The sequence below is a fragment of the Paenibacillus sp. J22R160 genome, from assembly GCF_059692135.1.
In genome coordinates, this window is record NZ_JCAUAU010000014.1 from 69,977 (window position 1) to 96,434 (window position 26,458).

A 26,458-nucleotide genomic window follows, 5' to 3' on the forward strand; every position below is an offset into this window, starting at 1 on the left:
AGTTTGAAGAGGTTAACTGTTTTTACACCTACATATAATAGAGCTTATTGTCTTCCTGTTTGTTACGAGAGCCTTAAACGGCAAACGTCCAGAGATTTCGTTTGGTTGATCATAGACGATGGTTCGACGGACAATACGGAACAATTAGTTGCTGGATGGATAGCTGAGAATGTGATCCAGATTCGTTATCACCGCCAGGACAATCAAGGCATGCATGGCGCTCATAATACAGCTTACAAGCTGATCGATACAGAGTTAAACGTATGTATTGATTCCGACGATTATATGACCGATCATGCTGTAGAAAAAATATATACTTATTGGGAATTACACGGTAATGAGAAAGTAAGTGGAATCGTTGGGCTTGATTCTTTTACAGATGGTCGCATTATTGGCACGAAGCTTCCCGAGAATATCAAGAGTTCAACGCTTTTTGGGCTATACAGTAAACATCGTGTAACCGGGGATAAGAAACTGGTTTATCGAACAGAACTTACAAGGAAGTATCCTTATCCCATTTTCGAAAATGAAAAGTATGTCGGCTTAGCTTATAAGTACTATAAGTTAGACGAGCAGTATGAATTGCTCCTTATTAATGAAGTGCTTTGCTGCGTGGAGTATTTACCTGATGGCTCCTCTATGAACATGCTGAAGCAATACCGAAAGAACCCTAAAGGTTTCGCCTTTTATCGTAAGGAGCTTATGAAGTTGCCATTTGCTAGCTCATTCTTTAAATTCAGGCAGTCTATCCATTATGTGTCTAGCAGCCTGACTTCTGGCAATCGTAATTTCATGAAAGAAACACCTGCGAAATTGCTCACGCTTCTCGCTATCCCGCTTGGAGTCATGCTTTATTGGTATGTAATCAGAAAAACGAGTGTCACATAGTACTTGAAAGGAAATCAAAAATGGCCATTCTATGGGTTAATCTGATTGTCGTGTATATCGCTTCCTATTTTTCAAGGCATTTGGCCAAACCTGTGGCAATTGGCGCTGGGGCTATATCGATGAAGCCTAATAAATGGTTGACAGCTATCGTTATGGCAACATTTGTAGTAGTAGCTGGGCTCCGCAATAATATTGGAGATACCTTCTTTTATATGCATGCTTACACTATTAATAATTTTACATGGGATCAGGTCAAAGCTGAGAAAGATATTGGCTTTGGGATCTTACAAATGATTTTAAAGTCATATACCGAAAATCCCCAGGTATTGATATTTTTGACTGCCTTAGTTACTAACGTCCTTATTGTTTACGTGTTATACAAGTATTCCAAGTTATTTGAACTGAGCATATTCCTCTTTATAACTTCCGGACTTTATGTTGTTTCCATGAACGGGGTTAGACAATTTCTTGCTTCAGCTATTGTATTTGCTGCTACCAAATATTTATTTGAAGGAAGCTGGAAGAAGTATTTTCTCGTAGTAGCGTTTGCTTCGTTGTTTCATGGCAGTGCTCTAATTCTTATACCTATTTACTTCATTGTCAGAAGAAAGGCTTGGACATCCTCCACAATCGTACTCCTAGCTCTGGCAGTGTTATTGATTTTAGGATACAGCGTCATCTCGGATGCAATATTCAGTGCTATCGCTGATACCCATTATGGTGAGTATAAAGATTTCCAAGAAGGTGGAGCCAACATCATTAGGGTGGCCGTCGGAGCGGTTCCATTGATTTTCGCTTACCTGGGAAGAAATAAACTAAGAGAGATATTTCCCAACGGTGACTACGTAGTCAATATGTCATTAATGAATTTTATTGTAATGGCAGTTGCTACCCAAAATTGGATTTTTGCAAGATTTACCATCTACTTTGGATTATATAATGTCATTCTTATGTCATGGGTAATCAGTTTATTTGTAAAAAGAGAGCGAAAAATCATTTATTACGCAATTCTAGGACTTTACTTGATTTATTTTTACTATGAGAACGTAATTACTTTAAACATCATTTATCGAAGTGATTACTTGAAATTTTTAACTATAGGAGGTTAAAGATGCCAATACTCATAACCGGTGGTGCCGGCTATATCGGAAGTCATACTTGCGTTGAATTACTGAATGCAGGCTATGAAATTGTCGTTGTTGATAACTTAAGCAATAGCAGTCTGGAATCCTTAAGACGAGTAAGAGAACTAACGGGAAAAGACTTCAAATTCTATAAAGTTGACCTCTTAGATCAAAAGGAACTGGACAATGTCTTCGCACAACATCAAATTGAAGCTGTCATTCATTTTGCAGGGCTTAAAGCAGTTGGGGAATCCGTTGAGATTCCTCTTTTTTATTACCAGAATAACATTACTGGAACACTCATATTATGTGAGGTTATGAGGAAGTACGGGGTGAATAAAGTCGTATTCAGTTCATCAGCAACCGTATATGGATTTCAAGACCATGTTCCTATCTCTGAGAACTTACCGCTAAGCGCAACCAATCCCTATGGCCGAACTAAACTAATGGTTGAAGAAATTTTGAATGATCTATACCGATCAAACAACGATTGGAGCATTGCTCTTTTGCGTTATTTTAATCCGATTGGTGCCCATCATAGCGGACTAATCGGAGAGGATCCGAATGGTACGCCTAACAATTTAATGCCTTTCATTTCTCAAGTGGCGGTGGGGAGGTTGACGGAACTACGCGTATATGGTGATGACTACCCTACCTTGGATGGTACGGGGGTAAGGGACTATATTCATGTGGTCGATCTGGCTTGGGGACACCTGAAGGCGTTGGAGAAAGTTATAGCAACTACTGGAATAGAAGCCTACAATCTTGGATCTGGACGAGGATACAGCGTCTTGGAAATGGTGTCAGCCTTCGAACGAGTGACTGGAAAACAAATTCCGTATAGGATAACGAATCGGAGACCAGGCGACATTGGCATTTGTTACGCCGACGCGTCCAAGGCAGAGCGTGAACTGGGTTGGGTTGCTGAAAAAGGAATTGAAGAGATGTGCATAGACGCATGGCGGTGGCAGTCAAATAACCCAAACGGTTATCGTGTAGAAGAGAAGGCACTAGAAATATTTTAAAAGAGGTCTAATGATGGATATTTCCGAGTTAACCCAACAACAGTTGAAAGAGATCATTCTTAATGCTTACAAAATAGGTAACGAAGAGGAACATATGAGTGCCAAAGAATTAGTAGAAGAAATAAAACAACAGATCATTTCGGCGTTAAGGTAGGTAATAACACATTAAGATTTTAGGAGCATGATCATCTATGAAGCGATTCTGTGATTTACTAATCTCAATTCCTTTGTTATTACTTTTTTCACCGGTTATCGGAATTGTCGCTATTTTGGTTAGAGTAAAGCTAGGATCTCCAATTATCTTTACGCAGTTAAGGCCTGGATTGCACAGCAAACCTATTAATATTTATAAATTCCGAACCATGACGGATGCAAGGGACAACGGAGGGAATTTATTACCTGACTCAATAAGATTAACTTCTTTTGGGGAATTCCTCCGAAAATACAGCCTTGATGAATTACTCCAATTGGTAAATGTCATTAAAGGAGACTTAAGTTTAGTAGGGCCAAGGCCGCTGTTAATGGATTATTTGACACTATACACGGAAGAGCAAGCCAAACGCCATCAAGTACGTCCTGGAATTACGGGATGGGCTCAAGTCAACGGTAGGAATGCAATCTCATGGGAAGAAAAGTTCAGGCTTGATGTATGGTATGTGGAAAATCAAAGCATCCTTCTCGATTTCAAAATTCTAGCTTTAACTTTTGTTAAAGTGATCAAGTCGGATGGGATTAGCCACGGCAATCATGTGACCATGGAGAAATTCTCCGGATCAAATCTATCATGAAGGGTTTGGTACAGGATGGATTTAGTCGTTATTGGTGAGGGTGGCCATAGTAAGGTCATTAGGGATTTGATTCATTCAAAGAGTGATACGAAAATCATAGCCATTTTGGATGACAAGTATGATGAGTTAACTCTAATTAATGAGGTATACATAGGTCCGACCTCTTCCGCACATCTTTTATTGAATCGAATGAACCATCTCAAATTTGTGATTGCGATCGGGAATAACGAGGTTCGAAAGTCGATTGTGATGAAGCTTGGCCTAGCCAAGGAAAGCTATATTTCACTCATTCATAATTCAGCGATTGTCAGCTCGAGCGCTTCTATAGGTAATGGGACGGTTATAATGGCTAACACCATTGTCAGTGCTGATACAGTCGTTGGCGATCATGTGATTATTAACTCAGGTGCAATCGTTGAACATGATAATAACATTGGTGACTATGTCCACATAGCTCCTAAAGCTACACTTACTGGCGCAGTAATTGTAAAAGAAGGGACAATGGTAGGTGCGGGAGCTACCGTAATTCCTGGGAAAAGCATTGGAGAATGGGCAATTATCGGAGCAGGTGCCACAGTAATTAGTGATATTCCGACGAGTAGTACAGCGGTAGGAACCCCAGCAAAAATTATCAGCAGCCGGAAGTTTGCCTAACAGCGCCTAAGGGCGCTTTTTTTGTCCCTAGAACCTATGTAAAGGAAGTGGCGTAACCCGTGTTCACGAATAAAAAAAGAATATATCTTTCCCCCCCGCACATGAGCGGGAATGAGATGACGTATATTCAAGATGCTTTCGATACCAATTGGATCGCTCCGCTGGGCCCTCATGTTGATGCATTTGAGAAAGAGCTTGCCTCCTACGTTGGGGTAAATGACGCGGCTGCGGTCAGTTCCGGAACGGCGGCCATTCATTTGGCTCTGCGACTGCTAGATGTTAAAGCAGGGGATACGGTCTTTTGTTCAAGCCTCACATTTGTCGCGAGTGCTAATCCGATTGTGTATTTGGGAGCTGCGCCCGTGTTTATTGATTCGGAACCTGAAACATGGAACATGTCCCCTCAAGCGTTAGAACATGCTTTGTATGATGCCGCCCAGGAGAAAAAGTTGCCTAAAGCGATCATCGTTGTTAATCTATATGGTCAAAGTGCGAAGATGGACGAGATCATGACGATTTGTCAAAATTTTAATATTCCCATTATTGAGGATGCGGCTGAATCGTTAGGCTCCACTTATAAAGGGAGAGCTAGCGGGTCATTCGGTAAGTTTGGCATCTACTCCTTTAATGGCAATAAGATTATTTCGACTTCAGGCGGAGGCATGCTGGTATCCAATGAAGGCGAGGAGCTGAATAAAGCTCGTTTCCTGGCAACCCAAGCACGCGACTATGCGGCACACTATCAACATAGCCAGATTGGCTATAATTATCGGATGAGCAATGTGCTCGCTGGGATCGGAAGAGCTCAGCTAGAGGTGCTGGAAGAGAGAGTTAGCGCTAGAAGAGCGATCTTCAAAAAGTATGTTCAAGAGCTGTCGCATGTTCCAGGAATCGAATTTATGCCTGAGCTGCCTAATACGCGTTCGAATCGTTGGCTTACAACGTTAACATTGGACGAGAATGAAGCAGGTGTATCCGTTGAGGGTTTATTGGGAGCATTGGCCGAACAAAATATCGAAGCCCGTCCCGTTTGGAAACCGCTTCATATGCAGCCTTTATTCGAAGGGGTCAAGTTTTACCCTCATAGTGACAACGAGACTATTTCCGAGCTATTGTTTAAAAAGGGACTTTGTCTGCCATCCGGATCTAACATGTCGGAAGACGAGCAGATGCGGGTTATCGCATGCATCAAGGAATCATTGATTAAGGCCAAAAGCATTAGTGTTTAATACTGCGTATGTTTAAGCGCCTTCATTCATCTTCTGTTTGTGATGCTGCATCTTTTCAAACAAAGCTTCTTTCATTTCCATGTCAAGGCAGTCTCTATAGAGTATAGAATTGTATACATGCAAGACCTTATGGTAAGTACGTTGCGCCTTTTTCCATACACTCGTCGAAAGTGAATACATGACATAATCCCTCCCTTTGTAAAAACTTATGTGGGAATCGGATCATGTATTCAAATTATAGCTAATTATTACGCAATCGTTCTTTATTAAGAATTTTATTTTAAAGGAGATTTAAAATGTGTGGAATTGTTGGATATATTGGTAATCAGGATGCGAAAGCAATTTTGATTAAAGGCTTAGAAAAACTAGAATACAGAGGGTACGATTCTTCCGGAATAGCTTTATTGAATGAAAGAGGGATACATGTTTACAAAGAACAGGGACGAATAGCAGCACTTAATGATGTTATTGATCCTCAGGAGACAGCGTTAGTTGGTATTGGTCATACCAGGTGGGCGACACATGGCAAACCTAGCCGCAGAAATGCACATCCTCATCAAAGTAACAGCGGCCGTTTCACAATTGTACATAATGGCGTTATTGAGAACTTTGAAGAAATCAAACAACATTTTCTATCTGAAGTACCTTTCTCAAGCGATACGGACACGGAAGTTATTGTTCAGCTGATGGAGAAATTGGTGGAAAGCGGGTTAGAGGTTGAGGAAGCTTTTGGGCAATTGCTCTTGGAAATCAAAGGTTCCTATGCCGTCGCTTTATTAGATAACGAGGACATCCATACGATTTATGTCGGTAAAAATAAAAGTCCCTTACTCATCGGGCTAGGCCAAGACTTTCACGTTATCGCAAGCGATGCGATGGCAATGCTGCAGTTAACGAATCAGTTCGTGGAATTGATGGATGAGGAGATGGTCATACTTCGCCAACACACCAAAACGATTAAAAGCTTGAGCAGAGAAGTCATTCAGAGGAGGCCATTTCAAGTAAAGCTTGATGCTAGCGATATAGAGAAAGGGCTCTATCCGCATTATATGCTGAAAGAAATTGATGAACAGCCCTTGGTCATTCGGAAAATCGTTTCTAAATATCAAGATAGTAATGGAGATATGACCATCGATCCTAACATTCGCGATAGCGTGAAGGAAGCGGATCGTATCTATATCATTGCTTGCGGAACAAGTTATCATGCGGGGTTGGTTGGTAAACAGTTGATTGAGAAGATAGCCGACATCCCCGTGGAAACTCATATCGCTAGTGAATTTTTATATAACAGACCCATTCTCTCCAATAACCCGCTCTTTATCTTTATTTCTCAAAGCGGAGAGACGGCAGATAGCAGAGGCGTATTAGTAGCCATCAAGCAGCTGGGGTATAGGGCATTGACGATTACCAATGTACCAGGTTCCACTTTATCACGTGAAGCGAATTTCACGTTACTCACACATGCCGGACCAGAAATTGCGGTTGCATCAACAAAAGCCTATACAGCACAAATTGCTGTATTAGCGATACTCGCATTCGATAGCGCACGTGTAAAAGGAATTAAGCAGGATATCAACCCTTTCCACGAGTTAAGTATTGCCGCGAATGCGATGGAAATTATGATTAACAAGAAGGAGATGATGGAAGAGAACGTATGGAAGTATTTAAACGCGTCACGCAGCTGCTTCTTTATAGGGCGAAGCATGGATTACTATGCATGTCTAGAAGGTGCATTAAAGCTTAAGGAGATTTCATATATTCAAGCAGAAGGTTTTGCCGGTGGAGAACTGAAGCATGGAACGATTGCCTTAATTGAAGAGGGGACTCCTGTTATTGCACTTCTAACACAATCCCATATTAAGGGGAATATTAGAAGCAATGTCCAAGAAGTTCTAGCACGCGGGGCCCATGTTTGTATGATCAGCATGGAGGGGATGGAGGAAAAGAACGATCAAATCGTACTGCCTGCCATTCATGAGCATCTTACTCCGCTGGTTTCGGTCATTCCGTTACAATTAATAGCGTATTATGCAGCCGTATACCGAGGTTGTGATGTTGACAAGCCAAGAAATCTTGCCAAAAGTGTCACCGTGGAGTGATGATAACTATGATCGGTCAAAATATTTCAAGTATTCGTAAGCAAAGGGGGTATACATTGTCTGAGCTTTCAGAGAGGACAGGTATTTCCAAATCCTACTTAAGCAATATTGAAAGAAATCTCAAACAAAATCCATCGATTCATGTCATAGAAAAAATCGCAGAGGTCCTTAACGTTGACCTTAAACTCTTACTGAAAATTTCCGAAGATGTGGGAACGAATCATCAACTGGATCAAGAATGGATGGATTTTATCAATGATTTGAAACAATCAGGTATCGCCAAGGAACGCATACATGAATTAAAAATTTTGATAGAGTTTATGAAATGGCATAATGATAAAGTTAACTAGAGTGAAGATGACGATCTGGTGGTGCCTATTAGCTATATTCTTAGGTGCCCTATTTCTAATTACATCACTTCAGGTTTTTACTAGTGAGCATACCAAAGTCATCGTTCAGCACCTAACAGGTGTGGATGAACAGCAGGCTTATGCAACCAATGCCGTGATTCGTAAGACTGCACATGTCCTTATATTTGGCATGCTAAGTATCTTTTTCTACCTTGCATTCCGAAGGCGAACGAGTTGGTTACCATGGGTTTGCACGACACTGACTGCTGCTATAGATGAGTGTTATCAGGCTTATGTACCAGGAAGAACATCTTCACTTCTAGATGTGATGCTGGATTCTTTCGCTGCGTTAGTATTTCTTAGAGTTATGGTATGGTTAACAAAAAGATGATCAATGAAGGCTCAAAAGCCCCGTAGGGGGCTTTTTTTGTTCTTAATAAGATACACATTTGTTCTTTGGAGGAAATTCTGATATAATGTTAAGAGCACCTATCACTTAAAGATAAGGGAAGATATGAAATGATTGGAAAACGTGTACAACAATTGAGGAAAGAGAAGGGCCTGTCATTGACAGAACTTGCTGAACGTGCAGGGGTTGCTAAATCTTATATTAGCAGCTTGGAGCGGGATATTCAGAAGAATCCTTCTATTCAGTTTCTTGAGAAAATTGCAGCTGTGTTAAAGGTACCTGTCGAGAGGTTGATTGATGAACAGGATGAGACAGCACAAGAGGGACCTCAGCTTGATCAGGAATGGTATGACATTATTAAAGAAGCCATGACATCTGGTGTTGATAAGCAGCAGTTTCGTGAATTTCTGGATTTTAATAAATGGAGAATGAAGCGCCCAAACGACGAATAGGCCAGATGACCTTGTAATTCTATGGGGACATACAAGGGTCATTTTCAGTTGAATTCTGTGACTTTTGAGTCGTTTGGAAAGGGCTTCTTAGGAATGCGCGAATTTCATCCATCGTAAAACCCATCTTACGTGCGCTCATAATAAGGTCTATCCACTCCGTATCAAGTTCTTCCAAATCCGTCTGATGCATCTGATTCACAAGTGACCCCTCCAAAGCATTCTTTGTGATACAAATCGTATCTGGTAATTTATTATCGCACGTTTTTTCGGTGAAATCAATCCCGATAATATTAAAATTATACAAATTGTATCGGCGCTTATGTGACTCCCCTCGACAAATTCCGCATGAGCTTCCGTAATTAGACCTAGAGATACTCGTGAAGAAGGGGGACATACAGTGATCAATAAACGTATAGATCGCAGGACGTTTCTCAAATACAGTATGTCTGCTGTTGGATCTTTGGTGATGCTTACGGGAGTAAGCGGTATGTATGGCATTTTCGGAGAGCGGTATTGGATTCAGTCGCAAACGGTTCGACTTGCGTATCGTAGGTATCCAGCAGCATTTGCAGGCATGCGAATTGTACAGTTCAGCGATACACATATCGGCAAGTACTATAGCTTGAAACAATTGGCTCGAGTGGTCAAACTGGTTCAGCGGCAAAAGCCCGACTTGATTTGTTTTACAGGAGATTTATTTGATTCTAACTATGGTGAAATAAATGACGATGTGATCCCGATTCTATCGAAGCTTCAAGCGAAATTCGGGAAATATGCAGTTCTCGGCAATCACGATATGCGTCTGGACCCCAGGCGGGTAAAAGATGTGCTAGAACAATCCGGCTTTACGGTATTGGTCAACGCAAACAAGTCGATTGAAAGAGAGAATAGGCGTTTATGGGTAGTCGGAATAGATGAGATATTCCATGGCAAGCCGGATCTGCCCCTTGCCTTAAAGGGGACTGAGGAAGACGAGTTCGTGCTGCTGCTTGCACACGAGCCGGATTTCGCCGATACCGCTTTGAAATTTCCTGTCGACTTGCAACTCTCTGGTCATAGTCATGGCGGACAAATTCGAATTCCTTTTTACGGTAGCTTATTTACACCAGACCTAGGACAAAAGTATCAAGTAGGACTATATACCTTCGAAAAAAATGAGTTTCACGTTTACACAAACCGTGGGATAGGAACAACATTGTTTCCTATAAGGTTCAATTGTCGGCCTGAAATTACGGTGTTTGTCCTAGAAACGAAGCAGCCATAACTATAAAAACTCCGCCAGCTGATGCTGACGGAGCTTTTTTTTGGTTAATAGCAAAACCACTTTTTCCAAATGTCATACGAATCTAGACAATCATCATCATTCCAATCGATGTCGTCCCAGTCGATATCATCCCAATCGTTATGATTGTTATTATTATTGTTATGATTGTTATTGTTGTTGTTGTTGTTGTTATGATTGTTATGATTGTTATTGTTATTATTATTGTTGTTGTTGTTGTTATTATTATTGCTGTGATTATTGTTGTTATTGTTGTTGTTATTGTTATTATTGTTGTTGTTGTTGCTATTGTTATTATTATTGCTGTGATTATTGTTATTGTTATTGTTATTGTTATTGCTGTTATTATTGTTGTTGCTATTGTTATTGTTCTGGTATGTACTTGAACTCCATAATTTGCTCAAATTAAACAAAGAAGTAAGCTGTGATAATAAACTATTTTTCTGAGAATTTCCTGATTCATGACCCGATGCATAAGCTGATACAGGAAACGTAATTGCACTGAGAATGAGAACGATAATTAGCAACCTAGCAACTTTTAACAATGTACGTGGCCTCCCTCCATGATTTCTAAAAGCATGAAAACGTTCTTTATTAAGAATTATACCTTAGATATTAGCTTTTGAGAACAGGAAAAGGCATAGATCATTTATCAAATTTGTGATACAATATGTAACATACAATAATTAGGAGGATTGATAGATTAGAATAGTTGAGTTTATATGCAATAGCAAAAAAGAGATACATACAATGAAATTTGATTATGCTTATGTGAGGTGCTATTCATGCAAGTTGTTCAGCCGATAAGAGACCAAGAGAAAATTGAACAATTACAAGAAGTTTTAAAAGAACAATCGATTCGGGACTGGCTTCTCTTCACAATCGGGATTAATTCCGGACTCCATCTTAGCGATCTTCTATCATTGAAAGTAAAAGATGTGAGGGATCGAAACGTGGTGAGTGTTCGGGAGGAAAAAACGGGTAAAGTCAAGACGTTCCAGCTTTCTTCACAGCTTAAGGCTTTTATTAAGGAATATATTCAATATATGGACGAGGATAATTACCTATTTCCGTCCCAACGAACGGGTAATCCCATCAAAAGAATTCGAGTTTATCGAATTTTAAACCAAGCGGCGAAGCAGGTAGGCTTAACAGACATTGGCACGCATACACTCCGTAAAACATATGGTTATCATTACTATTTGAAAACGAAAAATGTCTCTGTACTTAGAGATTTGTTTAACCAGTCCGCCCCATCCGTAACTTTGAAGTATATCGGTGTAAATAAGTAGAAATAGGCGATTATCGCTATTCCGCCTCGCGCTAGATACATAACGTATCACAGATAACAAAGAGATGATTTTTTACTTTTTAAGAAAAGCTGAGCGTTGGGAGTAGGTCCACATATGAATCAAGAACTTAAGATTTCAATCGATATTCATCAGATTCTTCTCTATCTAAGCATCGACAAACAGAAATTTCAGGCTCAGAACGTACAATTTGCTCTACAATCAACTACTCCAACGAACGCTCAGCCCTTACAAAGGCAATGAACCGTTTTGCTTCATCTGGTGAAAGCTTTCGGCCATCAACGGTCAATGAAAACTTTTGTAAAATATTTTCATCTGTTAAATCAAGATTTTCTACAAAGTCCCGAACATCGTTATCAAGAACAGCTTGCTGAAGGTTGGTACGTCCAAGCAAATAGTCAATGGAAACATTAAAAAAGTTCGCTATCTTATTAATGGTTTCGTAATCGGGTTCACGGCGACTTGTTTCATAGTGAGAAAGGGATGCCCTAGATATTCCAATTTTTATGGACAATTCTTCTTGGGTTAATCCTCTTTTTTCACGTAAGAGGGCAATGCGGTCTCCATACTTCAGCTTGATCATTCCTCACTGTTTATTTTTCTACCATTATATCCACTGTGTTTAACCAAATATACCAGAAAACCATTATAACAAAGCAAAGATTCATTTGACTAGATACAATATGTATTAAGGTGGTGTGAAGGCTTTGGCGATCGGAAAAAGAAGCAAATTAACACTTACTACCCCTCTAGAAGGTAAATTAACAATTGTTCAAATGTACGAGAGAAACATTCACACGAAATATGCAATGATCGATATTTTGGAATTACAGAAGTCTCAATTTATATTCGAAAGTCCATTGATTTTACCTACCGACAACGAGATCATATACGGTTTTGAGTTTATCGTTGCGAATCGAACATTCCATTGCGAGGGCTGCATAGACCTTGTGAGTAAGAACAAAGATATTTATATGTATAAGGCGGCAATTCAACCTAATGATTACGTAGAATTTGAATTGCTCTATGAAATAAATCAACTTGCAACTTTACATAATAAGGAATTTGTTAGGATAAGTAAAAGCTATGATCCAGACCGGTATTACGATGATATAATTGTCGATTACATGTGTTAATGGTAATATACCCCTTGTTAAGTTACGAAATGTATCTTATAATCATTTATATATACATATTGTAACAATAAACGACAGTAAGATTCAGTAAAGGGGAGAAATTTATGTTTAACCTAGATATGGTGTATTGCGTGAAATGCGAGTCAGTGATGTCCAGAAACAATGCGGAGAAAGTATTCAAAACAGGGTATTATAAGACCACTATTCCTTTGTGTCACTGCAAGGACTGCGCCAATGAGCGATTGGCGAAATTAAGTGCAGAGATGTCTGAAGATTCACAGATTTGTTACTCTGGTTTTGAAGCCTCCGCATTTTTATTTACTATACAGGAGGCATAACAATGAGTCTGTTTGACAGTTGTCATAACAAATAAAGCCTTCCCTAGTTCCAAAGGGATGGCTTTTTCATTTTTACTGCAACAAATGCTTATAAGCGCTATAGTCGATCTGCTCCCTCTCAAGGAAGCTGGTCAAGCTTCGGTAGTCACGCTTCGGTGTCGCAAGAATGTAGCCTTCAATACAGTGATCTCGCGTCACTTCATCGGCCTTGGCCTCCAAAGCAACCTGTCCGATTCGAGCAGCGATGGAATGCTTGGCAATATCTCTAAAAGCTGTTGGCACGGGAGAAACAAGCTGATCAAGAAATGCTTTGGAATCTTCCGTCCATAGGTGGCGGGAATTGTCGACATAATGATTTTGCCAGTCAAGCTTTGACTTCCCATCCTCTTTGGGGAGCACCTTCAGAAACTTGCGAAACATGAAGAAGCCGCCTACAGACATGAAGAAAAGCAGGACAAAAACCCAGAAAATAATGAACCACATGAAAAAATCGTTAACCATTTATTTGTCACCTCACAACCAAACCGTCATATATGATAAGAATTATACCTTATTTCTAGATTTCTTGCGACAATCCGAGTAAAATAGGAGGGTAGCAGATAGACTCTCAATAAAGGAGCAATGGACCATGCCCAAAATTGGCTCACACGTTTCGTTCTCAGATAAAGGCTTGTTAAATGCAGCTGAAGAAGCAGTTTCATACGGTTCTTCCACATTTATGATATACACAGGGGCACCGCAAAATACGCGCCGCAAACCGATTGAGGATCAATACATTGAAGAAGGCAAAGCTTTGATGGACAAGCATGCAATGAATGAAATTGTTGTTCATGCACCGTACATCATTAACTTGGGCTCCTATAAAGAGGATACCTTTGAACTAGCTGTTCGCTTCCTTCAAGAAGAGATTCGCCGGACCGCATACATCGGCGTTCGCAATATCGTTCTTCACCCAGGTGCTTACACGGACAAGGATGCGGAGTATGGCATTGAGCGGATTGCTGAAGGTTTGAACGAAGTATTGGCTGGCGTGAAGGACACAGACGTGAATATCGCGCTGGAAACGATGGCTGGCAAAGGCACCGAAATCGGCCGCAGCTTCGAGGAACTTGCAGAAATTATGGAGCGCGTGGAGTTTAACAACAAACTTACGGTTTGTATGGACACTTGCCATATTCATGATGCCGGTTATGATATCGTTAACGATTTGGATGGTGTTCTGCATCATTTCGACAAAGTAGTTGGCTTAGATAAGCTTGGCGTCATTCACTTAAACGACAGTAAAAATTCTCGCGGGGCTGCGAAAGACCGTCATGCGCCGTTAGGCTCGGGTTGGATTGGCTTTGAAGCGATGAACAATATCGCTAATCACGAGAAACTGCAGCATTTGCCGATGATTCTAGAAACGCCTTGGATCGGGAAAGAGGACAAAACGCAGCGTCCGATGTATGAAGCAGAGATTGCTCTCCTGTCCGGTAACCTCAAAGGCCGCTTCGGCGAAGAGTTCTTGGATCATGTAGAGCGAATCGACCATATGTTTGGCAAAAAGGATATTCATTTCCGCGATTATGTGCTGAAAACTTGGGACATTTTGAAAAATGATGCGAAAGCGAAAAAAGCGGACGGCCGAGAGCCGCTAGAGCGCTTGTACGACATTTTGCATGAAGAAAGATTGTTGTCCGACCTAAGTGAGGAGCAGCTTAATCAACGTCTTATCGTTTGGCTTGCCGGTCAGGATATACTAAAGAAGGCTTAATATAGATAGCTTTTGAGTAGAAAGCATTTAGGGGGATTCACATGGAACGGGGAAATGCAAACAGCCTGACTCGCAGAGAGAGCGAATGGGCGAATAGAGCAAGAATGTTGATATCCTGTCCGGATCAGCCGGGCATCGTGGCGGCAGTGTCGCAGTTTTTGTTTGAATATGGCGCGAATATCGTGCAATCCGATCAGTATACGATGGATCCGGAAGGCGGTATGTTTTTCATCCGGATCGAGTTTGACTTGGACAAGCTGGAGAGCCGCGTTCAGCAATTGAAAGAGGCTTTCTCCATCGTTGCTGACAAATTCTCGATGGACTGGAGCCTGTCTCTGGCTAGTCAGAAGAAGCGTATCGCGATCTTTGTTTCGAAGGAAGACCATGCTTTGCTTGAGCTTCTTTGGCACTGGCGCGCAGGCGATTTGAATGCGGATATTGCGATGGTGATCTCTAATCATCCAGACATGCAATCGCTGGTAGAGCCTTTCGGTATTCCGTATTACCATATTCCGGTTACGGCAAATACGAAGGCTGATGCGGAACGGCGCCAGCTTGAAGTTGTGGGAGACCATGTGGATGCTATTGTATTGGCCCGCTATATGCAGATCGTCTCGCCATCCTTCATCAAGCATTACACGAATCGTATCATTAATATTCATCATTCATTCTTGCCTGCCTTTGTGGGCGGTAAGCCCTATGCCCAAGCACATAACCGCGGCGTGAAAATTATTGGTGCAACCGCGCACTATGTGACGGAAGAATTAGACGGCGGACCTATCATCGAACAGGACGTTCAAAGGGTTAGTCACCGCGATAATGTGGAGGACTTGAAGAGAATTGGCCGCCATATTGAACGGATCGTTCTTGCCAGAGCTGTTGCTTGGCATGTGGAAGATCGAATTATTGTTCATAATAATAAGACTGTCGTTTTCAATTGATGGGAAAACTAGGCTGTATCCGATAAGGATGCAGTCTTTTTTGCTGTAGGGCGCAAATCCGATGAGTTTTAACGGTTTATTGTGGCAAAGCCTCAAAGCAAATGGTACAATAATGCAAGTGAGAAAAGTCACTTGTATGTACAAGTTAAAGACTTAGATAATTAGAGACATATAGGAGGGAATTTTCGAAATGACAGCAACAAACAAAACAGTCGAACAATTAGCAGTTGACACGATTCGTACGTTAGGTATCGATGCCGTTGAGAAAGCTAAATCAGGTCACCCTGGTATGGTCATGGGTGCTGCTCCAATGGCATACGTGCTGTGGAAACAGCATATGAAGCACAACCCAGCTAATCCGAAATGGGTCAATCGTGACCGTTTCGTACTTTCTGCGGGTCACGGATCCATGCTACTATACAGCCTTCTTCACTTGTGCGGATATGATTTGCCGATCGAAGAGATCAAGAACTTCCGCCAATGGGGAAGCAAAACGCCAGGACATCCAGAATACGGTCACACGCCAGGTGTTGATGCAACAACCGGTCCACTTGGACAAGGGATTGGTATGGCAGTAGGTATGGCGATGGCTGAAGCTCACCTGAGAGAGACATATAACAAAGAAAACTTCCCAGTAATCGATCATTATACATATGCGATCTGTGGCGATGGGGACATGATGGAAGGCGTTTCCTCTGAAGCAGTATCCTTGGCTGCTCACTTGAAGTTGGGCAAGTTGATCATGCTTTACGATTCAAATGATATCTCGCTGGATGGCGAGCTGAATATGGCATTCTCCGAAAACGTTCACGCACGTTTTGAAGCTTATGGCTGGCAAGTACTGCGCGTAGAAGAGCAGAATGACCTGGCTGCAATCTCCAAAGCGATTGCTGATGCAAAAGCTGATACAACTCGTCCGACTTTGATTGAAGTGAAAACGACAATCGGTTTCGGTAGCCCGAACAAAGGTGGAAAAGGCGGTCACGTTGGACCTCACGGATCTCCACTAGGCGGCGACGAAGTGAAATTGACGAAGCAAGCATACGGCTGGCCGGAAGAACCAGACTTCTTGGTTCCTGATGAAGTTCGTGCCCACTATGCGGAAATTGGTAAAGAAGGCGCTGCAGCAGAACAAGCTTGGAGCACTCTTTTGAATGACTACATCAAAGCTTATCCAGAACTGGGTAACCAATTCAGCGCAGCAGTTAATAATGAACTTCCAGCAGGCTGGGATGCGAACCTTCCAGTTTACAGCACATCGGACAAGCCTATGGCAACTCGTGTTGCTTCCGGTAATGCGATCAACGCGATTGCTCCTCTGCTTCCACAGTTGATCGGTGGTTCCGCGGATCTAGCGAGCTCCAATAATACGATGATCAAAGGCGAATCCAATTACAGCGCGAGCAACTATGCTGGCCGTAATTTATGGTTTGGTGTTCGTGAGTTCGGTATGGGTACGGCGTTGAACGGTATGGCTTTGCATAGTGGCGTGAAAGTATACGGTGCAACATTCTTCGTGTTCTCCGACTACCTACGTGCGTCCATCCGTCTAGCGGCTCTTATGCAGCTTCCAGTTATCTATGTTCTGACACATGACAGTATCGCGGTTGGTGAAGATGGACCGACGCATGAGCCGATTGAGCAATTGCCTGCGCTTCGTGTTATTCCAGGCATTACAGTAATTCGTCCGGCTGACGGCAACGAAACGTCCGAAGCATGGCGTTATGCCATTTCCCAAGCAACGGGTCCAGTTGCCCTTGTCTTGACTCGTCAAAACCTGCCGATTCTTGAAGGAACGGTTGAAGGCGCGAAAGCGAACCTGAGCAAAGGCGGATACGTTGTCTCCGATGCTACAAACGGTAAGCCTGATGCTCAAATTCTTGCAACAGGATCCGAGGTACAATTGGCTGTCGCGGCGCAAAAGCTGCTTCAAGCTGAAGGTATCAACGTTCGCGTTGTCAGCATGCCAAGCTTGGAATTGTTCGAGAAACAGTCCAAAGAATACAAAGATTCCGTCATTCTTCCAGATGTCAAAAAACGTCTTGCTGTTGAGATGGCCTTCCCACTCGGTTGGGAACGTTATGTTGGTGACCAAGGATCCGTATTGGGCATTTCCACGTTCGGTGCATCCGCGCCTGGCGATTTAGTTCTGAAAGAGTACGGCTTCTCACCAGAGAACGTCGTAGCTAGAGTCAAAGCTCTATTGGCTTAGAACAAACATAGCCGCGTTAGTCACAAAGCCATAGCCCACCTCGCGTGGGCTTGGCCTTATTTATTGCCATATTAGAGGGGGAACTATTGATCATGTCCAGCTTTGAAAATGTAACGGTATTGACGAAAGCTAACGTTTATTTTGATGGTAAAGTAACAAGCCGCACGGTACAATTCGCGGATGGCACGAAAAAAACATTGGGCATTTTGCTTCCAGGTGAGTACGAATTCGGAACAGATGTCAAAGAAATTATGGAAATCCAAGCTGGTGAACTGAACGTACTTCTTCCAGGCAGCAGCGAATGGATCAGCATTAATGGACAAGGTGAGTTCACTGTCCCAGCTAATGCAAAATTCAAGCTTGATGTGAAAACAGTTAGTGATTATATCTGCTCTTATATTAGTGAATAGTTCCTAATATCCCATACATTTTGTGAACATTGTTCATGGATGTGCGGGATTTTTTTTATTTTTGGGGTTTGCGCGAGTCATTCCAAGGGTACAAAGTGCGAACATCCATCTGAAGTACATCCTCGATGTCATTCATCCGCAGCCATAGCTGCTGGATATCGATGAGTCCTTCCAGGTGTGCTGCATGTCGAAGCTTCAAGCCAGAGAGGGAGATGCCAATAGCATGGGGGCGTTCCTGATTGACAATGAGGTCCTCCATCAGCACGGTGATGCCGGCATCGAGCTCGTTGATCTCCTCCATATTCAGCTGCTGAAAAGGTGCTCCCAGCGGCACATATAGGGAATTCTTGCTGAAATCAAGCTCATTTGGCCGAAAACGCAGCGATAAGAGGATCGGCACGATGCCCTCTTCGTGATAATCATAAAAGACGGTTAGTTTTGCCACCTGCAGGCACCCCCTTTGACCTTAAAAACTCCAGTTTGTCCATGATCAAACGGGTCGCTTCGGACCAATTGGACGGATCGTACTTCTTGTTTGTCTGGCTTTGTGTGTTTTGTTCATAGTCCAGGATCCCCTGTAGGACACGCCTCTCAATTTGATCGATCCGCGCTTTGGCAAGTCGGAAAGTGACCTGGAATTCTTCAGAGAGATATGCGATCATTTCATTTTTGTTCTCAGGCAGCGCGAGGTCTCTCAGCATGGGGAGGGGAATGGCCGCGTAGAGTTGGAAGGCGGATGCGTCCTGCTCCTGCCAATTCACATAACGATCAGGCATCGCCATCTGGTTGCCGGAATGCCGGAGAACATGGCAGAGTTCGTGCAAGAAATCTTCCCATTGCTCCTTAGGGGAGAGACGACGGTCAACATTAATGCTGAACTGCCCGTTATTTTCAACCGCCATACTGTTCATATCCATGGTATACACCCAAATGCGCAGTTTAGCCGCCAAATGGGTCATGCACAGCTGAGCCGGCATTGTGATTTCATGCTGCTCATATAAAGCTTCGACCCACTGTTCCAGAGGGGTGGTTTGATAGTGAGTAAACAGGGAAAACACCTCGATATGAATAAGATGAGAATATATGTTCGATTTATAAGGATAAAGAAAAGCCCAATGGGCTTAACTTCATGTCATATGTATTATTGCTCGCTATCCGGCGTACGGTTGATCTGCTGCTCTTTGATGAAGTGCCAGAACCGAAGCATTTCGTCCCGTCGTTCCTTGGGCGCACTTTGGAAATCCTTAAAAAATAGGCTGACCTCAGGATCATCCATTTCGCTAACCCCGGGTCCGGAAGGGGCATCCAGTGACTCTTCATCCGTTGGCGCAAAGCCAGCTAGCAGCAAGAGCTCGTCCTTGTCAGTGCGAGTTAGCGCGTCAGCTAAAGCGATCACCGTTTCCCTTGATGGATTGAAGCGGTTATTTTCTATGGAGTTAATAAACGAATAACTAACACCTGACCGCTCTCCAAGCTCTCTAAGGGTAAAGTGGTTCTGTTTGCGCAGCTGCCGGATTCGAAGTCCGAACTGGACCATATCTTTCATCGATTCATCACCTGCTACTTATTGTAAATGGTTAGAGGTACAAAAAACAAGCGTTTTTTTTCGTGTTTCAAAACTTTTGTGTTGAAATTATAAACAAGATTAGCGTATGATTTGTTTATAATTTCAAAACGACAAATTTTGGGAGATGATGGGGATGTTGGAACAAATGTTACACATAGATCAAGATCAGGTGGACAAGCGGGCTACACGGAAAAAGGTGGAGAGCCTGCTTGAGACGGTCCGTCTGTTCCAAACACTTGGAGGTGTGCGTAAGGATAGCAGCAGGCAATATGTGCCAAAAGTGGCGGAAGAGGCTGCTGAATATAGCGTAGCTTCTGCGTCAGAGGAGCAGGCAGCGCTCTTATATGCTGAGGTTGAGCAGGCGCTGTCGCGGCTGGACGAGCAAGAGGAAGAAATTATACGTAGACGCTATTTGCAGAAGGAGAAGATGCTAGACTACTTGCTGTGTTACGAGGTGAATTTGAGCGAGCGTACCTATCGAAGGGTGAAGGCACGCGCGATGGAGAAGTTGGCTTACATGCTGCGGGCAGAGGTGGTCCGAACGCTTGGCTAGTATGGTTGTGTGTTGGCCGCTTGTTGGCAATGCACTCGATTGGAGGCATGGTAAGATCGATGTGTAGACCAAGAAGGCGGTGATGCTGCTGAAGAAGATTGAAGCGATTAAGCTCTAAGGCCTTTAAGCAAGGCTTATCGGGAGTGGATAAGGGGAAGTGGTTGTTGTAAAGAAAAAAATGTTTTGAATTTCAAAACAAATAACTGAAGAGAGGTGAGAGAATGAATAACATGGCCAAACAATTGGCGTTGTTTTTACAAGCGAAAGGAGAGGGAACGCTCGGCACAGACCTGTTCGTGGATAGCGAATCTCAGAACCCCGATGAGGCAGTTATAATCTGCCATGTCGGAGGCAGCGCCGAATTCAAGCTGGATGCGCCTGGCAGTTGGCGCAAGTTGAGCCTGCTGGTCAGAAGCGCAACCACTGAGGGCGCGCAGGAGAGAATCTGGCGCATCATTGGCCGGATGCTAGAGCCGGAGGAGGGCACCATTCAGGTGGACGGCGGACAGTTTACGTCGCAAATTACGTCGCTGCCAGCTGTACAGGCTTTGGATGCAGAAGGCAGATATTCTATGAAAGCCGTCTTCCTGCTTAAGCAGATCAAACCTTTTGTCGAATCGTGGCTGGAAGCTATTTCGCAATTCACAGAAACGGCGCTTGGCGGGCAGTGGCGTGTTTATCGCGGCTTCAACGGAACCTGCCGACCGGCAGTCTCGTGGCAGTGCACAGGTTGGCATAGCGCAGCAGCCTCGCGAGGCGTTCAACAGCTGTCCAAGCAATTCGTTGGTCATATTGCCGCTAGATCGGCAAGTGAATACCAACTGGCAGCACAAGTGCTGATGCTTGGTTTAGCCGAGCAGGCCAAATTGCCACTTGGTGGAGTGGGAGGCAGGTGGTTAACCGTGCTGGATGCTCAAGCTGCGATTCGCTCAGGGGATTTGTCTACGGGCGTGCTGACGGTGACGTTGACAGGTGCTGCCGGGGCACCGCAAGGTTCAACTCCTTTGATAGCTGGAGCGCCTCAATTGAACACTTCTCTTGTAATCAACAAGTGTTCTGAGGTGAAAACGGCTGTATTGTTCATGCAAAAAATGAGGAATGACATATTCATTTGATGACTACTACTTTTCAATTAAACGAAAGGAGAGAAGCAGATGAATCAATCACTTTTCAGCTCGATTTTGGCCGCGCTTAGCGCGTGTGTGACGTATGCCTTCGGCGGGTTGAGTGAATTGATGGGCCTATTCCTGATGGCAATCGCTGTTGATTATGTCACTGGCATTGCGGCCTCCATGAAGGAACATCGTGGTCTTAACAGCCAAGTTGGCTTCTGGGGGTTAACTCGCAAAGGGATGATGTTGCTTGTCATCATGCTGGCTCACCGCATGGACCTTCTACTAAACACGAATCTCATGATGACGGGGGCGATCTATTTCTACTTGGCAAATGAGTTTATATCGATCACTGAAAATTATGGTAGATTAGGGCTGCCGCTGCCCAGCTTTTTGAAACAGATGATTCAAGTGCTTCGCAACAAGAGTGAAGGACTATGAACAAGGATAGTTTTATCGCGCAAATAGCACCTGCTGCACAAGCGAATATGCGGGAGTTTGGGATTCTGGCAAGTGTGACACTGGCTCAAGCGATTTTAGAAAGCGGTTGGGGAAGCCACGCACCAGGCAACAATCTGTTTGGCATCAAGGGGAGCGGGCAGCAGCTAGCTACTCAGGAGTTTCTTAACGGCAGATGGCTTCAAATCGTAGATGGCTTCTGTGTTTACGACAGCTGGTATGAAAGTATTCGTAATCATTCGTATCTACTTTCTCAAAATCCCAGGTATGCCAACGTATTGCACGAGCCCGACTATCGGCTGGCCTGCCAGAAGTTGCAGCGTGCAGGTTATGCAACTGACCCGATGTATGCAGATAAACTAATTCGTATAATTGAAGGGAGCGATCTTACGAGATTCGATCAATTTAAAGACAAAGGGGAGTATATCATGAGTACCGAGGACGCGAATAAAATAATCACGTTTCTGTCCGCTGCTTGGACAAGCACTGAGGATGCGGAAGCTCGAGCGGAGTTTCACCGCTTGGCAGACGAGCTTAGGAAAGTATCCGGGCAACTATGAGGAGAATACAAGAATAAGAGTCTTTACCGACTCTTATTCTTGCATTTAAGCTAATATTTACAAAAAAAGAAGTCTCCAAAGACTCTTATTCGTTAAAAATACCCGTCTAGGGTGCAGTTTTTATAAGATAAGAGTTCCTAGAGACTCTTATCTCGGCTCAAAACAACAATAGAAAAGGAATAAGAGTCTCCAAAGACTTTTATTCATTTGGATTTCCATCCATCACGCCCTACAGAAACAAATTCTTTCCCGCAGCATCCCACACATAAGAACGAACCCGTTTCTGTCCGCTGGCCGGTCGAATAATCCCCTTCTGGTGCAGCGAGTGCAGCCATCTGCGAGCATGCTCAACACGAATGCCAAGTTGCTCCGCCACGTCACGTGGCTTAAGAGGAGATGTGGAGCTGGCTGCTAGGCGAACGATCTCCTTTTCCCGATGAGCGAGCGACAAGGAAGTTGACTGTTCATCTCCATACCAACGTCCCATAAAGTGCAAGATCATTTGCTGACAGCGTCGCTGCTTGTGAGTAATGTCATCGTAAGAGAAGCGGAGCACTTTCCATCCGTCCAGGACGAGTTGGTTTTGACGCATGAGGTTGTCTCCAAAGCGGGAGCGGTCAATGTCTCTGACATGAGGACCAAAGCCATCAATTTCAATGGCGACTCGGTACGGCGGCCGGAGGTATGCGAAATCGATGAAACGAGTGCCGTCCTGAAAATCTTTTACTTCATATTCGGGATGCAGTTGACGAAAGTTTCCGATAGCTGTCCACCACACCTGCCGCAAAAATAACGTTTCCGCATGTCCGTGTCCTTCTAGCAATCTACGCAGCCGCTCTCCTGAGCGTTTTCCTTTATGGGAGCTTACCAAAGTTTCATACTCTAATTCAAAGCTCAAGCAATCCCCTCCAAATAAAATAAACCGCCTCTCCCAATAGGAAAGACGGTGTTCTTCACGCATCAACGAGTTACATGTATCCTTGTATTTAGATTTACATATTTTCATGTACTTCCACTAGACGCTACAACGCATACTCAATATGCTCATCAATATATTTCTCCAGCTTAATCCGCACATAAGGCGGCAAGCCGGATAGCATACAGCCATAGCGGAACTTATCGCCATGCGTCTCAATCCGAATCACACGAGCGGTGATTGGCGGGAGTTCCGCTTCCTGCGGGAAGTGGATGACGATGAACATGTCCGGCGCAAGTGGCGCAGCGGTTGTGATTTGTAGTCCGCTCTCCGACAGGTCGAAGAGTGTGCCGTCGATGTTTTGGCCGGAGAAGGAACCTTCCTGCTCCCATTGATAGATGGACAACTTCAAGTTGATGTCCAGCTTCACACGCGTGTTACGACGGCGCTCACGACCTGAAAGCGGCGATGCCGCCTTCTCTTCTACGACAACAGAAGGCTCGCTAGGTCTAGCGATTTGTTGCCCCATCCAGTCTTCGTAACATTGGATGACAGAGCTCAAATCCTCATCGCCAAGGCCCTTGCTTAATCCCATTTGGAACAAACCCGCCGTTGTTTGCAGCAGGGGAACTGGCAATTGGAAATTACTCGCCAGTCCTTGAGCAAGCAAGAGATCTTTGAGCATCAGCTTCAAAGAGAATTGATTGCTGAAATCGCGGTTCAATATTTTATCGCCTTTGAGGTCGACTATTTTGCTGTTTGCACCGCCAGCGCGGACGATTTCTAAGAATTTCTCAAGGTTAACCCCAGCTTTGGATGCGATAGATAAGCCTTCGGCAAAACCAAGCAAGTTAATGCCCACCATGGTGTTGTTGGCAAGCTTGGCATAGGAACCGGAGCCGGAGGGGCCTAGGTAAAGGGCTTTACGGCCCATTGCAAGGAACAACTGCTCATGCTCTTCAAACACTTCCTGGCTGCCGCCGACCATGAACGTAAGCGTACCTTCTTCAGCAGCAGGCTTACTGCCTGTGACAGGTGCGTCGAGGAAGTCGACGAAATGGGCCGCAAGCTCCTCAGCCAGCTTTTGGCTTGTTTGTGGAGAAACGGTACTGGAATCAATAATCGTAAGAGCTGGATGGATTCCGCTTAGAATGCCTTCTTCATTGTAAAATGTATCCAACAAAGCGGCATCGTTGCTAAGCATGGTGAACAGTACATCCGAATGACGAGCAGCATCGGCAGGTGTTGAAGCCACTTCAGCGCCAAGACGAGCCAGCTCGTCCGCTTTTTCAGGAGTACGGTTATAAACGGTTACCATAAAACCTTTTTGGATAAGGTTAGCAGCCATGGGTTTGCCCATTGTGCCAAGTCCGATAAAGCCGATACGTTTCATGATCATTCACCTCTGGAATCATTTTATCATGGGAAATCTAACCTGTGAATGCCTTCTTTACTTGCTTTTGTACAAGCAAATAAGTATGCTAGGAAAAGGAAAAAAATAGAGATGGAGGCGAACATATTGAGCTCTAAGCTACAATTTGACTACAGCAAGGCATTGTCCTTTTTATCCCAACATGAGGTTGATTATTTGTCTGGGCAGGTAGAACTGGCGCATGATCAGCTGCATAACAAAACAGGTGCCGGCTCTGATTATTTAGGATGGGTGGAGCTGCCTGAGAAGTATGACCGTGAGGAATTTGCTCGCATTCAAGCGGCGGCTACGCAAATTCAATCCGACTCTGAAGCGCTTGTCGTTATCGGAATTGGCGGTTCTTATTTGGGAGCGCGCGCTGCGCTTGAAATGCTGTCCCATTCGTTCTATAACATTTTGCCTAAAGATAAAAGAAAAACGCCTGAGATTTATTTCGTCGGAAATAACATCTCCTCTACATATGTAACACACCTTCTTCAATTGTTGGAAGGCAAAGATTTCTCCGTGAACGTGATTTCGAAATCCGGCACAACGACAGAGCCAGCGATTGCTTTCCGTATATTCCGTGAACTGCTAGAGAAGAAATATGGCAAGGAAGCCGCTCGCAAGCGCATTTATGCAACAACGGATCAAGCTAGAGGCGCTTTGAAGACATTAGCTAATGAAGAAGGCTACGAATCTTTTGTAATCCCGGATGATGTCGGTGGACGGTATTCCGTACTGACGGCAGTTGGCTTGCTGCCAATCGCGACAGCTGGAATTGATGTAGAAGCGATCATGAAAGGTGCTGCGGATGCTCAACGCGAGTACGCGAATCCGAAGCTTAGCGAGAACCAAGCGTATCAATACGCTGCTGTTCGTAACGCGCTTTACCGCAAAGGCAAAACAATCGAAATTCTCGTTAACTACGAGCCGTCCTTGCACTTCGTTTCAGAGTGGTGGAAGCAGCTGTTCGGCGAAAGCGAAGGGAAAGATTACAAAGGCATCTACCCAGCTTCTGTTGATTTCTCGACAGATCTTCACTCCATGGGCCAATTCGTTCAAGACGGCAACCGCATCTTGTTTGAAACGGTGATTCAAGTAGATCAAGTGGCTGATCATATTACGATCGGTACAGATGCTGATGATTTGGACGGACTTAACTTCCTGAGCGGGAAAACGATGGATTTCGTGAACAAAAAGGCTTTCCAAGGCACGATGCTTGCTCACACGGACGGACACGTACCGAACCTGATCGTTACGCTGCCGGACATGACGCCTTACTCCTTCGGGTATATGGTCTATTTCTTTGAAAAAGCATGCGGAATCAGCGGTTATCTGATGGGTGTGAATCCTTTTGACCAACCAGGCGTTGAAGCTTACAAAAAGAATATGTTTGCACTCCTAGGCAAACCGGGTTATGAGAAAGAAAAAGCGGAGCTGGAAGCACGTTTAGAGAAGTAATTTACGCACGTAA

General features: G+C 43.8%; 33 protein-coding genes. 24 read left to right on the top strand and 9 right to left on the bottom strand.

What is annotated here, in order from left to right:
• Positions 1 to 3 precede the first annotated feature (3 nt).
• The 7 genes from AC58UW_RS23280 to AC58UW_RS23310 all read left to right on the top strand — a co-directional run bounded on the left by AC58UW_RS23280 (position 4) and on the right by AC58UW_RS23310 (position 5,708).
• Positions 4 to 888, top strand: a complete 885-nt coding sequence (locus tag AC58UW_RS23280) for a glycosyltransferase family 2 protein (RefSeq protein ID WP_497422977.1) — start codon at positions 4 to 6, stop codon at positions 886 to 888.
• A 20-nt stretch (positions 889 to 908) separates the two neighbouring features.
• Positions 909 to 1,997 (top strand): EpsG family protein, encoded by a 1,089-nt coding sequence (locus AC58UW_RS23285; protein ID WP_497422978.1) that lies wholly within the window; start codon positions 909 to 911, stop codon positions 1,995 to 1,997.
• A 2-nt stretch (positions 1,998 to 1,999) separates the two neighbouring features.
• Positions 2,000 to 3,037, top strand: a complete 1,038-nt coding sequence (gene galE / locus AC58UW_RS23290; protein ID WP_497422979.1) for a UDP-glucose 4-epimerase GalE — start codon at positions 2,000 to 2,002, stop codon at positions 3,035 to 3,037.
• 13 nt (positions 3,038 to 3,050) lie between these two features.
• A complete protein-coding gene (locus AC58UW_RS23295; RefSeq protein WP_497422980.1) occupies positions 3,051 to 3,191 on the top strand; it encodes a YwzD family small protein in 141 nt (46 codons plus the stop codon).
• A 37-nt stretch (positions 3,192 to 3,228) separates the two neighbouring features.
• On the top strand, positions 3,229 to 3,825 hold the full coding sequence (locus AC58UW_RS23300) for a sugar transferase (RefSeq protein ID WP_497422981.1): 597 nt from the start codon (positions 3,229 to 3,231) through the stop codon (positions 3,823 to 3,825).
• 15 nt (positions 3,826 to 3,840) lie between these two features.
• Entirely contained in the window at positions 3,841 to 4,479 is a 639-nt protein-coding gene (locus AC58UW_RS23305; RefSeq protein WP_497422982.1) for an acetyltransferase, read from the top strand.
• A 101-nt stretch (positions 4,480 to 4,580) separates the two neighbouring features.
• Positions 4,581 to 5,708 (top strand): aminotransferase class I/II-fold pyridoxal phosphate-dependent enzyme, encoded by a 1,128-nt coding sequence (locus AC58UW_RS23310; RefSeq protein ID WP_497422983.1) that lies wholly within the window; start codon positions 4,581 to 4,583, stop codon positions 5,706 to 5,708.
• Positions 5,709 to 5,720: 12 nt separating this feature from the next.
• On the opposite strand, the gene AC58UW_RS23315 is transcribed toward AC58UW_RS23310, so the two are convergent.
• A complete protein-coding gene (locus AC58UW_RS23315) occupies positions 5,721 to 5,888 on the bottom strand; it encodes a hypothetical protein (protein ID WP_497422984.1) in 168 nt (55 codons plus the stop codon).
• Positions 5,889 to 6,004: 116 nt separating this feature from the next.
• Here AC58UW_RS23315 and glmS point away from each other — a divergent pair, with 116 nt between their 5' ends.
• The 4 genes from glmS (at position 6,005) to AC58UW_RS23335 (ending at position 9,018) form a co-directional block, all read left to right on the top strand.
• Entirely contained in the window at positions 6,005 to 7,807 is a 1,803-nt protein-coding gene (gene glmS, locus AC58UW_RS23320) for a glutamine--fructose-6-phosphate transaminase (isomerizing) (RefSeq protein WP_497422985.1), read from the top strand.
• Positions 7,808 to 7,815: 8 nt separating this feature from the next.
• Positions 7,816 to 8,157 (top strand): helix-turn-helix domain-containing protein, encoded by a 342-nt coding sequence (locus AC58UW_RS23325; RefSeq protein ID WP_497422986.1) that lies wholly within the window; start codon positions 7,816 to 7,818, stop codon positions 8,155 to 8,157.
• A 7-nt stretch (positions 8,158 to 8,164) separates the two neighbouring features.
• Positions 8,165 to 8,548: a VanZ family protein gene (locus tag AC58UW_RS23330; RefSeq protein ID WP_497423071.1), complete on the top strand. Its 384-nt coding sequence runs from the start codon at positions 8,165 to 8,167 to the stop codon at positions 8,546 to 8,548.
• 128 nt (positions 8,549 to 8,676) lie between these two features.
• Complete coding sequence (locus AC58UW_RS23335) at positions 8,677 to 9,018, top strand: helix-turn-helix domain-containing protein (protein WP_497422987.1); 342 nt, start codon at positions 8,677 to 8,679, stop codon at positions 9,016 to 9,018.
• Between the two features lie 19 nt (positions 9,019 to 9,037).
• Here AC58UW_RS23335 and AC58UW_RS23340 read toward each other — a convergent pair whose 3' ends face one another.
• On the bottom strand, positions 9,038 to 9,208 hold the full coding sequence (locus AC58UW_RS23340; RefSeq protein WP_145659097.1) for an anti-repressor SinI family protein: 171 nt from the start codon (positions 9,206 to 9,208) through the stop codon (positions 9,038 to 9,040).
• Positions 9,209 to 9,415: 207 nt separating this feature from the next.
• Between AC58UW_RS23340 and AC58UW_RS23345 the strand changes: the two genes are divergently transcribed.
• The 3 genes from AC58UW_RS23345 to AC58UW_RS23355 all read left to right on the top strand — a co-directional run bounded on the left by AC58UW_RS23345 (position 9,416) and on the right by AC58UW_RS23355 (position 11,592).
• Positions 9,416 to 10,282, top strand: coding sequence for a metallophosphoesterase (locus AC58UW_RS23345; protein WP_497422988.1), 867 nt, complete (start codon positions 9,416 to 9,418; stop codon positions 10,280 to 10,282).
• A 140-nt stretch (positions 10,283 to 10,422) separates the two neighbouring features.
• A complete protein-coding gene (locus AC58UW_RS23350; RefSeq protein WP_497422989.1) occupies positions 10,423 to 10,686 on the top strand; it encodes a hypothetical protein in 264 nt (87 codons plus the stop codon).
• Positions 10,687 to 11,085: 399 nt separating this feature from the next.
• Positions 11,086 to 11,592 carry a tyrosine-type recombinase/integrase gene (locus AC58UW_RS23355; RefSeq protein ID WP_127455452.1) on the top strand — a complete coding sequence of 169 codons (507 nt, stop codon included), beginning with the start codon at positions 11,086 to 11,088 and terminating at the stop codon, positions 11,590 to 11,592.
• Between the two features lie 223 nt (positions 11,593 to 11,815).
• Here the strand turns inward: AC58UW_RS23355 and AC58UW_RS23360 are convergent, their stop codons facing one another.
• The gene (locus AC58UW_RS23360) at positions 11,816 to 12,184 is read right to left on the bottom strand and encodes a helix-turn-helix domain-containing protein (RefSeq protein WP_497423072.1); all 369 of its coding nucleotides are present in this window, start codon (positions 12,182 to 12,184) and stop codon (positions 11,816 to 11,818) included.
• A gap of 202 nt (positions 12,185 to 12,386) precedes the next feature.
• On the opposite strand from AC58UW_RS23360, the gene AC58UW_RS23365 reads away from it, so the two are divergent.
• The gene (locus AC58UW_RS23365; protein ID WP_497422990.1) at positions 12,387 to 12,746 is read left to right on the top strand and encodes a hypothetical protein; all 360 of its coding nucleotides are present in this window, start codon (positions 12,387 to 12,389) and stop codon (positions 12,744 to 12,746) included.
• A gap of 410 nt (positions 12,747 to 13,156) precedes the next feature.
• Here the strand turns inward: AC58UW_RS23365 and AC58UW_RS23370 are convergent, their stop codons facing one another.
• Positions 13,157 to 13,585, bottom strand: a complete 429-nt coding sequence (locus AC58UW_RS23370; RefSeq protein ID WP_497422991.1) for a DUF2621 domain-containing protein — start codon at positions 13,583 to 13,585, stop codon at positions 13,157 to 13,159.
• A 127-nt stretch (positions 13,586 to 13,712) separates the two neighbouring features.
• On the opposite strand from AC58UW_RS23370, the gene AC58UW_RS23375 reads away from it, so the two are divergent.
• The 4 genes from AC58UW_RS23375 (at position 13,713) to ppnP (ending at position 18,403) form a co-directional block, all read left to right on the top strand.
• Entirely contained in the window at positions 13,713 to 14,840 is a 1,128-nt protein-coding gene (locus tag AC58UW_RS23375) for a deoxyribonuclease IV (protein ID WP_497422992.1), read from the top strand.
• A gap of 41 nt (positions 14,841 to 14,881) precedes the next feature.
• Positions 14,882 to 15,781, top strand: coding sequence for a formyltetrahydrofolate deformylase (gene purU, locus AC58UW_RS23380; RefSeq protein WP_497422993.1), 900 nt, complete (start codon positions 14,882 to 14,884; stop codon positions 15,779 to 15,781).
• Positions 15,782 to 15,971: 190 nt separating this feature from the next.
• Complete coding sequence (gene tkt, locus AC58UW_RS23385) at positions 15,972 to 17,993, top strand: transketolase (protein ID WP_497422994.1); 2,022 nt, start codon at positions 15,972 to 15,974, stop codon at positions 17,991 to 17,993.
• Positions 17,994 to 18,085: 92 nt separating this feature from the next.
• Positions 18,086 to 18,403, top strand: a complete 318-nt coding sequence (ppnP, locus tag AC58UW_RS23390) for a pyrimidine/purine nucleoside phosphorylase (protein ID WP_157317957.1) — start codon at positions 18,086 to 18,088, stop codon at positions 18,401 to 18,403.
• A gap of 55 nt (positions 18,404 to 18,458) precedes the next feature.
• Here the strand turns inward: ppnP and AC58UW_RS23395 are convergent, their stop codons facing one another.
• The 3 genes from AC58UW_RS23395 to AC58UW_RS23405 all read right to left on the bottom strand — a co-directional run bounded on the left by AC58UW_RS23395 (position 18,459) and on the right by AC58UW_RS23405 (position 19,949).
• A complete protein-coding gene (locus AC58UW_RS23395) occupies positions 18,459 to 18,848 on the bottom strand; it encodes a hypothetical protein (protein WP_497422995.1) in 390 nt (129 codons plus the stop codon).
• The gene (locus AC58UW_RS23400; RefSeq protein ID WP_497422996.1) at positions 18,823 to 19,461 is read right to left on the bottom strand and encodes an ImmA/IrrE family metallo-endopeptidase; all 639 of its coding nucleotides are present in this window, start codon (positions 19,459 to 19,461) and stop codon (positions 18,823 to 18,825) included. Before AC58UW_RS23400 ends, AC58UW_RS23395 begins: the two co-directional genes overlap by 26 nt.
• Positions 19,462 to 19,544: 83 nt before the next feature.
• A complete protein-coding gene (locus AC58UW_RS23405; protein ID WP_497422997.1) occupies positions 19,545 to 19,949 on the bottom strand; it encodes a helix-turn-helix domain-containing protein in 405 nt (134 codons plus the stop codon).
• A 154-nt stretch (positions 19,950 to 20,103) separates the two neighbouring features.
• Here AC58UW_RS23405 and AC58UW_RS23410 point away from each other — a divergent pair, with 154 nt between their 5' ends.
• From AC58UW_RS23410 to AC58UW_RS23425, 4 genes are all read left to right on the top strand, one after another.
• Positions 20,104 to 20,523, top strand: coding sequence for an ArpU family phage packaging/lysis transcriptional regulator (locus AC58UW_RS23410; RefSeq protein ID WP_497422998.1), 420 nt, complete (start codon positions 20,104 to 20,106; stop codon positions 20,521 to 20,523).
• A 221-nt stretch (positions 20,524 to 20,744) separates the two neighbouring features.
• Positions 20,745 to 21,638 carry a minor capsid protein gene (locus AC58UW_RS23415; protein WP_497422999.1) on the top strand — a complete coding sequence of 298 codons (894 nt, stop codon included), beginning with the start codon at positions 20,745 to 20,747 and terminating at the stop codon, positions 21,636 to 21,638.
• Positions 21,639 to 21,677: 39 nt separating this feature from the next.
• Positions 21,678 to 22,076 (top strand): phage holin family protein, encoded by a 399-nt coding sequence (locus AC58UW_RS23420; RefSeq protein ID WP_497423000.1) that lies wholly within the window; start codon positions 21,678 to 21,680, stop codon positions 22,074 to 22,076.
• Entirely contained in the window at positions 22,073 to 22,654 is a 582-nt protein-coding gene (locus tag AC58UW_RS23425; protein ID WP_497423001.1) for a glycoside hydrolase family 73 protein, read from the top strand. Before AC58UW_RS23420 ends, AC58UW_RS23425 begins: the two co-directional genes overlap by 4 nt.
• Positions 22,655 to 22,883: 229 nt before the next feature.
• On the opposite strand, the gene AC58UW_RS23430 is transcribed toward AC58UW_RS23425, so the two are convergent.
• Together AC58UW_RS23430 and AC58UW_RS23435 are read right to left on the bottom strand one after the other, a co-directional pair.
• Entirely contained in the window at positions 22,884 to 23,552 is a 669-nt protein-coding gene (locus tag AC58UW_RS23430) for a putative endonuclease domain-containing protein (protein WP_497423002.1), read from the bottom strand.
• Between the two features lie 124 nt (positions 23,553 to 23,676).
• Entirely contained in the window at positions 23,677 to 24,963 is a 1,287-nt protein-coding gene (locus AC58UW_RS23435) for an NAD(P)-binding domain-containing protein (RefSeq protein WP_497423003.1), read from the bottom strand.
• A 126-nt stretch (positions 24,964 to 25,089) separates the two neighbouring features.
• Here AC58UW_RS23435 and AC58UW_RS23440 point away from each other — a divergent pair, with 126 nt between their 5' ends.
• Positions 25,090 to 26,445, top strand: coding sequence for a glucose-6-phosphate isomerase (locus tag AC58UW_RS23440; RefSeq protein WP_161407749.1), 1,356 nt, complete (start codon positions 25,090 to 25,092; stop codon positions 26,443 to 26,445).
• Positions 26,446 to 26,458 lie beyond the last annotated feature (13 nt).